The 14336-nt window shown below is 64.9% G+C and carries 14 protein-coding genes; 11 read left to right on the forward strand and 3 right to left on the reverse strand.

All coding sequences use genetic code 11. The features are described from left to right. Window positions 1–53 precede the first annotated feature (53 nt). A complete protein-coding gene (locus ON21_RS04105) occupies window positions 54–1034 on the reverse strand; it encodes an ABC transporter substrate-binding protein (RefSeq protein ID WP_051020325.1) in 981 nt (326 codons plus the stop codon). A gap of 147 nt (window positions 1035–1181) precedes the next feature. Here ON21_RS04105 and ON21_RS04110 point away from each other — a divergent pair, with 147 nt between their 5' ends. Further along, window positions 1182–2972, forward strand: coding sequence for an MFS transporter (locus ON21_RS04110; RefSeq protein ID WP_086006355.1), 1791 nt, complete (start codon window positions 1182–1184; stop codon window positions 2970–2972). Between the two features lie 64 nt (window positions 2973–3036). After that, the gene (locus ON21_RS35585) at window positions 3037–4158 is read left to right on the forward strand and encodes an MAB_1171c family putative transporter (protein WP_157170699.1); all 1122 of its coding nucleotides are present in this window, start codon (window positions 3037–3039) and stop codon (window positions 4156–4158) included. A 92-nt stretch (window positions 4159–4250) separates the two neighbouring features. On the opposite strand, the gene ON21_RS04120 is transcribed toward ON21_RS35585, so the two are convergent. After that, window positions 4251–6299: a M13 family metallopeptidase gene (locus ON21_RS04120; protein WP_245562458.1), complete on the reverse strand. Its 2049-nt coding sequence runs from the start codon at window positions 6297–6299 to the stop codon at window positions 4251–4253. Window positions 6300–6636: 337 nt separating this feature from the next. Between ON21_RS04120 and rplN the strand changes: the two genes are divergently transcribed. The 8 genes from rplN (at window position 6637) to ON21_RS04160 (ending at window position 12129) form a co-directional block, all read left to right on the forward strand. Further along, entirely contained in the window at window positions 6637–7005 is a 369-nt protein-coding gene (gene rplN, locus ON21_RS04125; RefSeq protein ID WP_039795505.1) for a 50S ribosomal protein L14, read from the forward strand. A gap of 1 nt (window position 7006) precedes the next feature. Then, window positions 7007–7324: a 50S ribosomal protein L24 gene (gene rplX, locus ON21_RS04130; RefSeq protein ID WP_039795507.1), complete on the forward strand. Its 318-nt coding sequence runs from the start codon at window positions 7007–7009 to the stop codon at window positions 7322–7324. Between the two features lies 1 nt (window position 7325). Continuing rightward, window positions 7326–7889 (forward strand): 50S ribosomal protein L5, encoded by a 564-nt coding sequence (rplE, locus tag ON21_RS04135; RefSeq protein ID WP_039795509.1) that lies wholly within the window; start codon window positions 7326–7328, stop codon window positions 7887–7889. Window positions 7890–7893: 4 nt separating this feature from the next. Beyond that, window positions 7894–8079 (forward strand): type Z 30S ribosomal protein S14, encoded by a 186-nt coding sequence (locus tag ON21_RS04140; RefSeq protein ID WP_014981705.1) that lies wholly within the window; start codon window positions 7894–7896, stop codon window positions 8077–8079. 115 nt (window positions 8080–8194) lie between these two features. Further along, a complete protein-coding gene (locus tag ON21_RS04145) occupies window positions 8195–8776 on the forward strand; it encodes a Uma2 family endonuclease (RefSeq protein WP_051020328.1) in 582 nt (193 codons plus the stop codon). Window positions 8777–9162: 386 nt separating this feature from the next. Beyond that, on the forward strand, window positions 9163–10065 hold the full coding sequence (locus ON21_RS04150; RefSeq protein WP_039795513.1) for an ABC-three component system protein: 903 nt from the start codon (window positions 9163–9165) through the stop codon (window positions 10063–10065). After that, complete coding sequence (locus ON21_RS04155; protein ID WP_039795515.1) at window positions 10062–10328, forward strand: ABC-three component system middle component 6; 267 nt, start codon at window positions 10062–10064, stop codon at window positions 10326–10328. Before ON21_RS04150 ends, ON21_RS04155 begins: the two co-directional genes overlap by 4 nt. Further along, a complete protein-coding gene (locus ON21_RS04160) occupies window positions 10306–12129 on the forward strand; it encodes an ABC-three component system protein (protein WP_039795517.1) in 1824 nt (607 codons plus the stop codon). The genes ON21_RS04155 and ON21_RS04160 overlap by 23 nt, the downstream gene beginning before the upstream one ends. Before the next feature lie 237 nt (window positions 12130–12366). On the opposite strand, the gene ON21_RS04165 is transcribed toward ON21_RS04160, so the two are convergent. Continuing rightward, entirely contained in the window at window positions 12367–13059 is a 693-nt protein-coding gene (locus tag ON21_RS04165; protein ID WP_169332669.1) for an NAD(P)H oxidoreductase, read from the reverse strand. A 132-nt stretch (window positions 13060–13191) separates the two neighbouring features. Here ON21_RS04165 and ON21_RS04170 point away from each other — a divergent pair, with 132 nt between their 5' ends. After that, the gene (locus tag ON21_RS04170) at window positions 13192–14130 is read left to right on the forward strand and encodes an AraC family transcriptional regulator (protein ID WP_039795519.1); all 939 of its coding nucleotides are present in this window, start codon (window positions 13192–13194) and stop codon (window positions 14128–14130) included. The last annotated feature ends 206 nt before the right edge of the window (window positions 14131–14336 follow it).

The following is a 14336-nucleotide window of genomic DNA, read 5'->3' on the forward strand; positions in this document are numbered from 1 at the left end:
CCTCGCTCAGACGTAGAACGTCGGCCCGGCGAGGTAGGTGACGGCCGCGCCGCCTACTTCGCCGCGGCGGCGAAGGCGGGCTCCAGCTTCTCCAGGATGTAGGGCACCGACAGCGCCGTCGGCGTGTTCACGGCGCTGATCTCCTGGGTGGTGAGGAATACGACCGAGCCCGTCTTCACCGCGGGCAGGTCGGCGTATCCCGGTAGCTGCCGGTACTTCTCGTCCAAGCCGGGGGCATAACCGGCCAGCAGCACATCGGCGGTCAGTTCGTCCACCCGTTCCGGGGACAGGGCGAGCCTGCCCTGATTGGCGGGCAGGTCGGTGAGATTCTTCGGAATGCTCAGACCCAGTTGGGCGAACACCTTCGACGATCCGTCGTCGGGGTCGGTCAGCACCATGAGCTGTGCCGGTCCGGCCAGCCAGGTGCTCGCGATCGTCTTGCCTCGCAATCCGGGGTGCGCGGCGGCGATGGCGGCGATCTTGTCATCCACCTTCGCGATCGCCTTGCTCGCCTCGTCCGGCTTGCGCAGCACCTTGCCGAGGGTGGTGACCTGGTCCTGCCAGGGCGCCACGGCCTCCTTGCTCAGGGCGGGCAGGGTCGGCGCGACGCGGGAGAGCTCGTCGTAGGTCTTCTGGTCGGCGAGGAACGGATCGACCAGGATCAGGTCCGGTTCCAGTGTGGCGACCTGTTCGGCGAGGTTGCCCGTGGTGGTGAGCGCCTTCGCCGACTCCAGGCTCTTCGGCTCCCACGGCGGCGTGCTCTTGGAGGCAACCGCGACATTGTCGAGGTAGCCGACGGGGACGACGCCGAGCGCGAGCGTGCTGTCCAGCCACTGGTTGCCGAGGGCGACGATCTTCTCCGGTGTGCCTTCGATGGTCGTCTCGCCGCGGGCGTGGGTGATGGTCACCTTCTCGCCGCCGGAGGCCGAGTCGTCCTCCGCCGCTCCGCACGCGGCCGAGCCGAGGACGAGGACTCCCGCCAGCACCGTCAGCGCCGCCCGCGCCCAACGGCCGCGCGTCCGAACAGACTTCATCTGCCACACCTTCCTTCCAAGCAAGATAGCCAAGGCTAACCTATGTTGCTTTGTGTCGGCATCGGGTGCGGCGAGGGCGACTCCGGTTGATGGTTACATCCGCTAACTATATAGTTTGCCGTGGTAACTATCTGGTGAGGGGCTGTCGTGACGAATCCATCCATCGAAGTCGATCCGGGGGATGTCCGAACCATCCGGCGCCGGTTGCGCTACGACCGGGACCATCCGCGCTACAAGTGGATCGTTCTGACCAACACCACCCTCGGCGTGCTGCTCACGGCGATCAACTCCTCGATCGTGCTGATCTCGCTGCCCGCGATCTTCCGCGGCGTCGGGCTCGATCCGCTCGAGGCGGGCAATGTCGGCTACCTGCTGTGGATGCTGATGGGTTACCTGCTGGCCACGGCCGTGCTGGTGGTGATGTTCGGCAGACTCGGTGACATCTTCGGCCGCGTGCGGGTCTACAACCTCGGCTTCACGATCTTCGCGCTCTCGGCGGTCGCCCTGTCCTTCGACCCGTGGCACGGTGGCGCCGGTGCGCTGTGGATCATCGTCTGGCGCGTCGTCCAGGGCGTCGGCGGCGCGATGCTGACGGCGAACTCCTCGGCGATTCTCACCGATGCCTTTCCCGCCGGTCAGCGCGGCACGGCGCTCGGCATCAACATGGTCGCTGCGGTGGCCGGTTCGTTCTTCGGCCTGCTCATCGGCGGCGTGCTGTCGGAATGGGATTGGCGAGCGGTGTTCTGGGTCAGCGTGCCGATCGCCGTGCTCGGCGCGGTCTGGTCCTATCGGTCGCTGCACGAGGTCGGCATCCGGACCGCGGGCAAGCTGGACTGGGCGGGCACCATCACGTTCGGTCTCGGTCTCACGGCGCTGCTCACCGGCATCACCTACGGCATCCAGCCCTACGGCGGCCACGCGACCGGCTGGACGAGCCCATGGGTGCTGTCGGCGGTGCTCGGCGGCCTTCTCCTGCTGGTCGTGTTCTGCGTGGTGGAGACCAGGGTCTCCGATCCGATGTTCCACCTGGGTCTGTTCCGCCACCACGCCTTCGGGCTCGGCAACTTCGCCAACCTGATGGTCTCGATCGGCCGCGGCGGTATGCAGTTCATGCTCATCATCTGGTTGCAGGGCATCTGGCTGCCCCTGCACGGTTACGACTTCGAGTCCACCCCGCTGTGGGCGGGTATCCACCTGTTGCCGCTGACCATCGGCTTCCTCGCCGCCGGGCCCGTCTCCGGCTGGCTGTCCGATCGCTACGGACCTCGGCTGTTCACCACCGGAGGCGCGCTGCTGACCGGCGCGACGTTCATCCTGCTGCTCGTCATTCCGGTGGACTTCGACTACTGGCTGTTCGCGTCGATCACCTTGCTCAACGGTATCGGCAGCGGCCTGTTCTTCTCGCCCAACACCGCCGCCATCATGTCCAGCGTGCCCGCCGCCCAGCGCGGCGCGGCCTCCGGCATGCGCGGCACCCTCTTCAACGGCGGCAACGCGCTGTCGATGGGAATCTTCTTCTCCCTCATGGTCGTCGGGCTGGCGGCGAGCCTGCCATCGGCGCTGGACTCCGGTCTGCGCGCACAGGGCGTCTCCGCCGGAGCCGCCGCGGAACTCGCCGGGATGCCGCCGGTGGCCAGCATGTTCGCCGCGTTCCTCGGTTACAACCCGATCCAGGAGCTGCTCGGACCGTCGGGCGAGCTCGGCAAGCGGGGCGTCGACGCCGAAACCCTCACGGGTCAAGAGTTCTTCCCGAATCTGCTCACCGGACCCTTCCACTCGGGCTTGGTGGTGGTGTTCGTCTCGGCGGCCGTGATGATGCTCCTGGCGGCCGTGGCGTCGTGGTTCATCGGCGAGAAGTACGTCTACGATGAGGCCGCCGAGCTCGCCGAAGCCGATCGGATCGCCGAGGACGTGCCCGCGGCGGTGCCCGTCCGCTGAACCGCCGCGGCGGTTGCACGCGCGGGCTGGCCCGCAGCCGCGCGACGGCATACGGTCTTTCACGATGAATGCTGTTCCGACCCCGGTGGTGCTGTCGGTCGTCGTCTTCGTGGCGCTGATGACCGCGGGGCGGTGGCTGCTCGTCGACGAGACGGCCACCGACCGGCTGATCAACCGTACGTTCAGCTGGAACCTGGTAGGTCTGCTGCTCTACGAGGTGGCCGTGGCGGTGGGCCGTCCCGACCTCGGGCCCCGCCTGTACCTCGGCGGCGGTCTCCTGGCGCTCGCCAGTTTCAGTGGGCTGGCCAGGCTGGTCGACGGTGCCGATGTGGCAACCGCCCATCTGCGTCAGCGGCGATACGATGCGACGGCCGTGGTTGTCGCCGTTTCGCTGTTTGTCGCGACACCGATCCTGCGCTCGCTGTGGCGGATCGACTATGTCGAAGTGGTGTGGACACTATCGGCGCTTCCCGGCGGTGTCTGTGGGTTGCTTTTCGCTCGCGCCTGCGTTCGCGAGCTGCGCGCCAGAGGCGTTTCGACCAGAGAGAAGCTGACTTTCGCGGTGTTGCTGGCGTTCGCGACCTACTGGTTGGTCTCGATGGCGATCATGGTCGTTCGCGCGCTGGCCGGTACGCCGCCGAGCGAGCCCGGCAAGGTGTGGGCTGTCGCGGCCGTCCTCACCTTCTCCGCCATCACCCTGTTGACGATGATCCCCTTGGTCACGGCGCTGCTGGCGTGGGCGGGTTGGGATCGGACCGGCCGGGCCTGCCGCCGGCTGCGGCCGCTGTGGCGAGATCTCACCGCCGTGGTGCCGGAAGTGGTTCTGGCGGAGGACGTTTCCGTACCGAGGGAAGCCGCGTCCCGGCTCTACCGGATGACCGTCGAGATCTGGGACGCGCTGCTGCATCTGAAGCCGTACGCACCCGGGCCGGGCTCGCCGGCCGAGCTCGATGACGTGCGCCGCTCCGCCCTCCAGGTCGCGCTGGCAGTGCGGGCCAAGCGCGACGGTGGCGCACCGGCTCCCGGCTCCACCGCTGCGAGCGCGCCGCCGGGCGAGGCCCGCGATCGAGCGGCGGAATTACGGTTCCTGCTCGAATTGGCCAGAGCGTGGCCGGAAGCTGTCGCTGCCGTCCGCAATCGGCCCGATACGGCGCGGATGCCCACTGCCGCCGCGCTATCCCGATAGCGGAGCCGCACGACGGCCGGCAGATCGCCCGGGCGGTGCTCGCCCCGCACAGCATTCGAGCCCGCCACAACGGGCGGGCTCGAATACTCAGCTCAGAATGTGACGCGCTGATCAGGCGGCATATACAGCTTGTCGCCTTCTTTCACTTCGAAGGTCTTGTAGAACTCCTCGAGATTGCGCACCACCTGATTGCAGCGGAATTCGTTGGGGGAGTGCGTATCTGTGCTGAGGTAGCGGACGGTCAGTTCCTTCGTCTGCTTCTCCCGCCAGCTGCGGGCCCAGGACAGGAACATGGTGCGGTAGTCGGGATCCTCGATGCCCCGCCGCTTTTCGGCGATGCGGAATGCGGCCAAGGTGATCTGCAATCCGCGCAGATCGGCGAGGTTCTCGCCCACGGTGAGTTCGCCGTTGACGTGCTGGCTCGGTGCGAGACCCTCGGGGACGAGCGCGTTGTACTGGTCGATCAGCTGCTTGGCCTTGGCGTCGAACGCGGCGCGATCCTCCGGCGTCCACCAGTCGCGGCGATTGCCGTCGCCGTCGTACTTGGAGCCCTGGTCGTCGAAGCCGTGGCCGATCTCGTGCCCGATGGTGGACCCGACCGCGCCGAAATTGACCGCGGGCAGCGCGTCCTTGTCGAAGAAGGGCGGCTGAAGATAGGCGGCCGGGAAGACGATCTGGTTGGAGGTCGCCGAATAGTAGGCATTCACCGTTTGCGGCGACATGCCCCATTCGGTCTTGTCCACGGGGGTGCCCAAGCGTGCGAACGTACGCTTGACCTCGAACTCGTTGATGGCGAGCAACGACTCGATCAGTTTGCCCTTGGTGATCTTCAGCTTCGAGTAGTCGACCCACTTGTCCGGATAACCGATCTTGGGATCGATCTTGTCCAGCTTCGCAAGCGATGCCGCCCTGGTGGCAGGCGACATCCACGTCGAATTGGTGAAGTTCTCCCGGTAGGCCGCGATCACGTCGGCGAGCATTTCCTTGGCGCGCTCCTTGGCATCCGGCGGGAAATGCTTGGCCACATAGAGTTTCCCGAGCTGTTCGCCGAGCTTGTCGTCGACGATGCTCACGCCGTACTTCCAGCGTTCCGGGCGCTCGTCCTGTCCGTTGAGGACTCTGCCCTTGAAGTCGAAATTCGCGTCGTTGACGGCCTTGGGCAGGTACGGCGCGAACTCACGCAGCACGGACAGTTTCAAGTAGTCCCGCCAGGTGGCGATGTCCACCTCGGTCCACAGCTGACCCGCCGCCGTGATGAAGGACGGCTGGTTGACCACCATCGTGGCGAACAGCTCGCGCGGGCGGTCGGTGTTTCCCGCCAGCCACGGATCCCAGTCGAAGCCGGGGGCGAGCGCGGTCAGGTCGGCCCAGCTGTAGACGTTGTACGTGGCGTCGGTGTCGCGATTGCGCACGTTGTCCCAATGCGCGGGCGCGATGCGCTTCTCCAGGTCGAAGACCCGCTGCGCGAAACCGGCCGGGTCGGGCCATCCCGCGCCCGCGACGATGCGCTCGAGAAAGGTGCGGTACTGCCCGAGCACCTCGGCGTACTCCGGCTTCCGGTAGTACTGCTCCCCGAGCCCGAGTCCGGACTGCCCGACCGAGGGGATGTAGGCGTTGGAATTCTTCCGATCGACGCCGATACCGAGCCCGATCAACCCGCCGATCGGCAGCTGGGCCATCACCTTGGCCAGCTCCGGCTTGGTGGCGGCCCCATCGATCTTCGCCAGCAGCGGCGCCAGCGGCGTCATGCCGAGCCGTTCGATCTCGTCCCAGTCCACCCTGGCGTCGTAGAGATCCCGGATCTGCTGTTCTTCCGAGCCGGGCTTCGGGTCTTTGATCCCGTCGATGATCTCCCGCAACTGCTGCTCGGTGCGCTCGCCCGCCTCGCTGCCCGAGCCGTAGCTGACCTTGTCCGGCGGCAGCTGGTACTCCCGCAGCCACTTCCCGTTGACGTGCCGGTACAAGTCGTCCTGGGGCCGGATCGTCTCGTCCGCTCCGGTGAGATCGACGCCGGTGAGCGTCCGGCTCGCCGGTTCGGTGTCGTCCGAGCAGGCGACGAGCGCGGCGGCGGCCGGAACGGCTCCGAGGGCGATCAGGAAGGCACGACGATCCAGCTTCGCTGGCCGACCGGTAGATGTCACGAGAATCCTCTCCCCGACGCGGCGGTGCCGCTGGTGTACGAAGGCAGGCTTGCAGGACACGAGGCTACCGGCGCGGCGCCGGTCCGGCCCGGATTGGGAACGGGCGCGGTCGGATGACCGGGCGACCACCCTCGATTTGGGAACGACCTGCGGTTTCCCATACACTAGACCGGTTGCCTGCGGGAGCTGTGCCCGCAATCCGGCAGTGAACCCCCAGCGCGATTCTGGCTCGAACCGAGAAAACCGCTGGCAGGCGCGCGTCCGGAGGGCAACCGACCATGCCCGTCGGGTCGGCAATCCGGCGTGCACATACGTCCAGGTCAAGGAGGACGCTGAAGTGATTCAGCAGGAGTCGCGACTGCGCGTCGCCGACAACACGGGCGCGAAGGAGATCCTTTGCATCCGCGTTCTCGGCGGTTCGTCGCGTCGCTATGCCGGTATCGGCGACATCATCGTCGCTACCGTGAAGGACGCCATCCCCGGCGGCAACGTGAAGCGGGGTGACGTCGTCAAGGCCGTCGTCGTGCGCACCACCAAGGAGCGTCGTCGTCCGGACGGTTCCTACATCAAGTTCGACGAGAACGCGGCCGTGCTCATCAAGGCGGACAACGACCCGCGCGGCACCCGCATCTTCGGCCCGGTGGGCCGCGAACTGCGCGACAAGAAGTTCATGAAGATCGTGTCGCTGGCCCCGGAGGTGCTCTGACATGAAGGTGCACAAGGGTGACACCGTGCTCGTCATCTCGGGCAAGGACAAGGGCGCCAAGGGCAAGGTCATCCAGGCCTACCCGAAGGAGAACCGGGTTCTCGTCGAGGGCGTGAACCGGATCAAGAAGCACGTCGCGAACTCCGCCAACCAGCGCGGCGCCTCCTCGGGCGGCATCGTGACCCAGGAAGCCCCCATCCACGTCTCGAACGTGATGGTCGTCGACTCCGACGGCAAGCCGGCCCGCGTCGGCTACCGGACCGACGAGGAGAGCGGCAAGCGGGTCCGGATCTCCCGTAAGAACGGGAAGGACATCTGACATGACCACGACGGAAAAAGTGCAGCCCCGGCTGAAGCAGCGCTACCGCGAAGAGATCAAGGACGCGCTGAACAAGGAATTCAACTACGCCAACGTGATGCAGATCCCGGGCGTGGTGAAGGTCGTCGTCAACATGGGTGTCGGCGACGCCGCCCGCGACGCGAAGCTGATCAACGGCGCCGTCGAGGACCTGGCCCTGATCACCGGTCAGAAGCCGCAGATCCGCAAGGCGACCAAGTCCATCGCGCAGTTCAAGCTGCGTGAGGGCATGCCGATCGGCGCCAAGGTCACCCTGCGCGGCGACCGGATGTGGGAGTTCCTCGACCGCCTGGTCTCCATCGCGCTGCCGCGTATCCGCGACTTCCGCGGCCTGTCGCCGAAGCAGTTCGACGGCAACGGCAACTACACGTTCGGCCTGAGCGAGCAGTCGATGTTCCACGAGATCGACGTGGACCGGATCGACCGTCCGCGTGGTATGGACATCACCGTGGTGACCACCGCGACCAACAACGAAGAAGGCCGTGCCCTGCTCAAGCACCTCGGCTTCCCGTTCAAGGAGAACTGAGCACATGGCTAAGAAAGCACTGGTCAACAAGGCCAACGCCAAGCCGAAGTTCGCTGTCCGCGCCTACACCCGCTGCCAGCGCTGCGGCCGCCCCCACGCGGTCTACCGCAAGTTCGGCCTGTGCCGCGTGTGCCTGCGCGAGATGGCCCACCGTGGCGAGCTGCCGGGCGTGCACAAGAGCTCCTGGTGAGCTGACGCTCTGCGCGTCACCAACTGAACACTGAGCGAGGGCACGGACTCCTACGAGTCCGTGCCCTCGCTCGCGTTCATGATCGTCGTCAAGGCGAACTGGATAGGGTTCTGTGGTGACGATCGGAGCTTCGGACCACTTGCCGCACGATCTGACCGAAGAGCAATACCACCGGCTGCCCGAGGGTGTCGCGCGCGAAATCGAAGTGGTGCACGGGCATGTGATCGTTCGTGAACCACCGGTTCCTGAGCACAATCGCGTGGCACGCCGTTTGGCAGGCTCGATGGAGGAGTTACCGAGCACCGAACCGTGCATCCGCGTCGAGACGGATATCGATGTGGTCCTCTGGCGGATACCGAAGTTCACGTTCCGCCGACCGGATGTGACGGTGTATCGCTGCTTGCCCGAGCGTGGAGCGAAGCCGGAAGCCGGTGACGCGCTGATCGTCGTAGAGGTGTCTTCACCGTCCACCGCGGCCGAAGACCTGTTGGACAAGAAGGTTCAGTACGCCCGCGCAGGCATACCGCTCTACCTGGTCGTCGTCCTGGACACCAAGTTCGACATCGAAGAAGTGCGGGAATTTCGCCTCGACGCCCACGCCGCCGAGTACCGCCTGCACCGGCTGCACCGCGACGGATTCGTCCGCCTGGAGCATGTGGTGCTCGGCGACATCAGCTTCGCCGACTTGGTTCGGTAGTCGCGGGCTTCGCCGTATCCCGACGCGAAGCTGATCGGTGCGGTACTGATCTCTATCGTCGCCACTGCGGCAGCGTTGATCGGGCCGGCCGGGCATAGGCGACGAATGCCACTGTGAAGCCTCGACCGTAGCCGAAATCGTGTGCCACTTCATCGGTAGGCTGCCCTGACAAGGGCTTCGAGTCGTCCAAGGCGATCGCGTCTGAACGTCGTTGGAGCCGTGCCCTGCCGTCAGCTCTCGAAAGCCGTTGGTTCCAAGGTTGTCTGGGAAGGCCCTGTGCTCATAGATGGTTGAGGCGTTAAGGTTTCAACAACAGTCAGCACTGCCTAGGGGGATAGCTCTTGCTGCCGCATCAACTGCAATACGCGCACAGCAAGTTCCGATCGATGGTGGAGACCAGTTCGGGCAACGAGTTCGAGAAGCTGTTCCACCAGCTCATGGAGTATCGGTACAGCGACTACGTGCCGATTCGAACTCATGGCAATCTCGGCGACCTCGGCGGAGACGGTCTACGTACGAAGAGCCGGACGCTCTATGCATGCTATGCGCCGGAGATATTCGAGGTGTCCAGGGTCCAGCGCAAGTTTCGCGGTGACGTCGAAAGTGCGATCACCAAACGGTCGGAGCAGTTCACGACCTTCGTGTTCGTCCACAACGACCAACGCGGCATCCACCCGGTGATTTCTGGAGAACTCGTGACGGTCGGGGATGACCACCCCGACAAGGTATTCGAGCAGATGGGTCCGCGGAAACTCTGGAACGAGGCCATGCGTCTCGCCCGTGTCGAACTGGAGGATCTCCTCGGTGCTCCCATACCGGTGGAGCACGTCGTCTACAGCATCGGAATGGCGGAGATCGAGCCGCTCCTCAAGCATCTGGCGGAACACCGGGATCACCATGCTGCGGTCGAGCCCATCCCCCTGCCAACGACATATAAGGTCGATTACAACCGGCTCTCGGTCTTTGCTCGGGACAGGCTTCAGGCAGGCCGGCGTTATGCGCACCTCATCGAAGCGTATTACCGCAACGTGCTCGACCTCAGGGAACGTGACGAAGTGGCAGCCGATTTCCGTGAGTATTACCGGCGCATGCGTCGCCAGCACGGAGATGACACGGACGAGATTTTTTGGGAAATGCAGTGTTATGTTCTGGGGCAGGCCGCCCCCAGGTGGGATCGTGATGATGCGGCCAAGGCGGTGCTTGCCTACTTCTTTGACGAATGCGACATCTTCGAAGTGCCGCCTCCTGGATGGCAGCCAACCAAGGTGAAGCAGGGAGGGATGGCATGATCACACCGACCAAGGGCATTGCACCTGACCGTGCTCTTCTCGCCGTCGGCGCCCAGATCGCGATGCAACTGGATCGGCCGCTCACGGTCAGCCAGACCTGGTTGCGGCTGCGCGAGTGGCGTCGACAAAACGGTCATTCGGCTCCGCTGTCGTTTGGCTGGTTCGTCCTGGCATTGGACGTCCTGCACGCACTTGGCTCGATAGATCTGGACGATGACCTGATCACGAGGAGGGCCGCCCATGCTGCGCAGGCTGAGCGCTGACGACGAGCGGTTCAAGACGGTTGTCTTCAAGGCGGGGCTCAACCTGCTGGTAGCGGAGAAGACCGCGACCTCACGATCAACCGACAGTCGTAACGGCGCAGGCAAGTCCAGCATGATAGAGCTGCTGCACTTCCTGTTGGGTGCACGTGCTGACAATAAGCACTTGGCCGCTCGAAGAGAACTTCGTCGAACTACTTTCACCCTTGCCCTGGACTGGCCGGACATGAGGGAACAGCTACGAGTCAGTCGAACCGGTAGAGACGCTGGGAAAGTCACACTCTTTCCTGCTTTGCGCGCGCAGACTCTTGCACTCGAATCGGGAAACACTCCAGCATCACCTGAACTCGCGCTGCCGCTTTCCGTCGAACAGGTTGCGCCGACCCGGATCGAGACCGCAGAGCAGCAGATGGTGTCGCTCGCTGAGTGGCAGACGCTCATTGAACAGAAGCTGTTCGGACTCAGCGGCGAGCATCCGGGTGTCAGCGGACGGGCATTGCTGGCGTTTCTCATCCGCAGGGTAGGCGACCACGGGTTCAACGAAGCGGTACGCAGCTTCTCGCGTCAGCCCGAGGCCAAGGCCACGCCCAATCTTGCGTATCTCCTCGGGCTCGATTCCACCCTCGCCGCGCGCTACCAGGACATCGCGGCAAAGAAGGCCACCCGTGACCAATTGAGGAAAGCGGTGAACGACCCGGTTTGGGGACAAGTGGTCGGTAAGCCCGCCGATCTCCGCGGCGAAATCGCCGTTCAGAATAAGAAGATCAGTGATCTTCGACGGCATTTGCAGTCGTTCCGGGTGGTGCCGCAGTACGAGGAGCTCAAGGAACGCGCTGATGAACTGACGCGCCGCATCCGGGACCTCGGCACACAGGACGTCATTGATCGGAGGAACCTCGATCACCTCGAACAAGCTGTCGAAGAATCGGTAGATCCCGAAGTTCGCTACCTCGAACAGGTCTACCAGGAGCTCGGCGTCACCCTGCCTGGCCAGGCGCTGCGCCGATTCGACGAGGTCCGAGCCTTCCATGCCGCAGTTGTCCGGAATCGGCGCACTTATCTCGAAAGCGAGATAGCGGCAACTCGAAAGGCGCTGGCGGCCCGTAAGGCAGAACGTGCTCGTCTGGACGAGGAACAGAGCAGGATCCTGGCGGAGTTGAGCGAAGGCGGTGCCTTAGAGGTTCTCACCACGCTGCAGAAGGCCTTGGCTCAGGAAGAAGCAAAACTCGGGGCGCTGCAGCACCGTCTGAAGTCGGCCGAGACAGTGGAGGCAAGCAGCAGGGAGATCGAGGCGTCTCGGGTAGCGCTTCGGGAGGAAGTCGCTGTCGACCTGGAAGAACGTCAACAACAGATCAACCGGGCGACTGAACTCTTCCACGAATTGGCCAGCAGGCTCTACGGTCGTGACAGGACCGCCTATCTTTCGGTCGAAGCCGGACCAAGCAGCTTGAAGATCATGCCGAAAATCCATAGTGATAACAGCCAGGGGATCAACAAGATGTCGATCTTCTGCTTCGACCTAACCATGGCAGCGATCGCCCACCGTGACGGCCGCGCGCCAGACTTTCTGGTGCACGATAGTCACATCTTCGACGGGGTGGACGACCGGCAACTCAGCAGAGCGCTCGAGGCCGCGGCCGACCTCACCGAAGCGGAGGGCATGCAATACATTGCGACGATCAATGAGGACGATCTATCGAAGGCCCGGAACCTCGGCTTCGATCCAGAGCCGTTCATCATTCAGCCCCGATTGACCGACGCTTACGGCGGTGGCGGACTGTTCGGATTCCGATTCGAACGTTGAGCCAAGGAGTGTGAAACGTCGGAGTTGGGGTGGACGCGCTTGCCGCGCGTCTGCTGCCTCGTAGGTTGTGCATGTAAGTCGGGTGAGGGCGGGCTGGTGCCGCCCTCACCTGTGTGGAATCAATTGACTGAGGCAGCGATGTGGATTGTGGCTGGATAACGGACGGTCAGTTCGTCGAATCGTGTAGCTGCGGCCGGTTCTGTTCGAGCTGGTTCGATGCCGCGCTCGACTGTGTGGTCAGGCCGAAACCCGGTCGGCGGCGAGGAATTCGTCGACGAAGCCCAGCGCCCGGTTCTCCAACTCCGCGTAGTGCGCTTCGCGCGCCGCGCCGGTGAGGGCTTCGTCGAGTAGCAGGTTGCCCGCGGCATCCAGGCGCTGCCGCTTCTCTTCCGCGCCGGGCAACAATCCCACCGATGACTGCGCGAGCCCGCAGTAGTAGGCGATGCCGTCGTCGAGTTGCGCGCTGAGCGCATCCTGCATCGGTCCGACGAGCGGGTCGTCGTCTGCCACGCCCGCCAGGCCCAGCCACAGCATCCGCTTGCCCGCGAGCCGGGGTTTGCTGCGGCCGTAGGCGAATCCGTAGTTCCACACCCGATCGATCCAGCCCTTCAGAATCGCCGGGACCTGCATCCAATACACCGGGAACACTGCGACGATCACATCGGCGCCGAGGATGCGCCGCATATGGCTCTCGACCTCGGGGGAGTAGGTCTTCTCCCGGTTGCCCCATTCCGGGAGGTCGGCGGCGGTCATCCGGGGATCGAAGTTCTCGGCGTGCAGGTCGAGCAGATCGATCCGGTAGTCGGCCGCGGTGAGCCGCCGGATGGCCAGTTCGGCGATATGGGCGGTCAGCGAATCGGGCCGGGGATGGGCGACGACGACCAGCGCGGTGCGGGTGATCGCGGTGTCCACGGTCGGGTTGTGCGGCAAGGTGGCCTCCACTGTTGGTCCGGAGTTTCGGACGATCGGTTGTTCGGTCCGGTTTCCATTCCATACCTCGAGCAGTGGACGATCTATGGGTGAAGATCTACGTCTGATAGGAGTTCGTCTACTCTCGATGGTGTGGACCCTCTGAGCAAACTGCTGGGCGGTATACGCGCCGAGGGCGCCGTGCTCACCACCGCGGTGCTGGAAGCACCGTGGAGCATCCGGTTCGCCGACGAGGCGCCGCTGACCATGGTCACCGTGCTGCGCGGTGCTGGGACACTGCTGCTTCCGAGCGGTCTCGAACGCCGGATCACCATGGGAGACACCGCGATCGTGCGCGGCCCGCAACCGTTCGTTCTCGTCGACCGCGCCGACACCGTCGACCTGCCGCACGAGGAATACGAGGTCGCCTGCTTCGCGCCGGACGCGAAATGCGATCCCGCGCTCGATCGCGGTCGCTGGGAGAACGACCTCACCGGTGAGACCGCTCTGATCGTCGGCGCCTATCGGGCTTCCGGCCGACGCCACGAACGTCTGCTGCGTGCTCTACCGCCCGTCCTGGTGGTGACCGACGACGTGGAGGTGTGCGCGTGGATGGAGTCGATCGCCGCCGATGCCGCCCGGCGTCCGGCCGGAGCGCAGGCGATGATGGACCGGCTGCTCGACTGGGCGCTGGTCTGCACGCTGCGCGACTGGTTCGATGAACTGGACGCTGACGCGCCGGGGTGGTATCGAGGGCCGGCCGATCCGGTGGTCGGGCCGGCGTTGGAGGCCATGCACGGAAAGCCCTCAGCCGGTTGGACGGTCGCGTCGCTGGCCGCCGAGGCGGGGGTATCCCGGGCGCTGTTCGCACGGCGGTTCTCCGAGGTCATGGGCCAGTCGCCCCTGGCGTACCTCACCGAATGCCGGATGGATGAGGCGGAGGAACTACTGGCTGACCGGAGTCTCACCGTGGCGCAGGTGGCGAAGGCCGTCGGCTATGCGGACGCTTTCGGTTTCAGCGCGGCGTTCAAGCGACTTCGAGGTATCCGCCCCACTGATTTCCGCGCTGCCACCACCGGTCTCGGAGCGTGAACCGGTTCCGCCGCTTCGAGACCGACTCCAGCGCGTTCTCGATCGGCAGAGCCGAGTGAAGACTTCCGACGTCGTCGATGCAGAGGTGGCGATCACCTGTCTCGATTCGGAGGCGGTGGCGCTGGTCGAGACGGAAGCGCTTGGAGCACGTGGTGCTCGGCGACATCAGCTTCGCCGACCTGGTTCGGTAGTCGCTGGCTCGGCCA

Origin of the sequence: Nocardia araoensis NBRC 100135, assembly GCF_000308435.1 — a bacterium.
Lineage (GTDB): Bacteria > Actinomycetota > Actinomycetes > Mycobacteriales > Mycobacteriaceae > Nocardia > Nocardia araoensis.

Bases quoted from the DNA above. Each gene is read 5' to 3' on its own strand.
- ON21_RS04105 (WP_051020325.1), bottom strand. From the start codon at position 1,034: ATGAAGTCTGTTCGGACGCGCGGCCGTTGGGCGCGGGCGGCGCTGACG.
- ON21_RS35585 (WP_157170699.1), top strand. From the start codon at position 3,037: ATGAATGCTGTTCCGACCCCGGTGGTGCTGTCGGTCGTCGTCTTCGTG.
- rplX (WP_039795507.1), top strand. From the start codon at position 7,007: ATGAAGGTGCACAAGGGTGACACCGTGCTCGTCATCTCGGGCAAGGAC.
- rplE (WP_039795509.1), top strand. From the start codon at position 7,326: ATGACCACGACGGAAAAAGTGCAGCCCCGGCTGAAGCAGCGCTACCGC.
- ON21_RS04140 (WP_014981705.1), top strand. From the start codon at position 7,894: ATGGCTAAGAAAGCACTGGTCAACAAGGCCAACGCCAAGCCGAAGTTC.
- ON21_RS04150 (WP_039795513.1), top strand. From the start codon at position 9,163: ATGGTGGAGACCAGTTCGGGCAACGAGTTCGAGAAGCTGTTCCACCAG.
- ON21_RS04155 (WP_039795515.1), top strand. From the start codon at position 10,062: ATGATCACACCGACCAAGGGCATTGCACCTGACCGTGCTCTTCTCGCC.
- ON21_RS04160 (WP_039795517.1), top strand. From the start codon at position 10,306: ATGCTGCGCAGGCTGAGCGCTGACGACGAGCGGTTCAAGACGGTTGTC.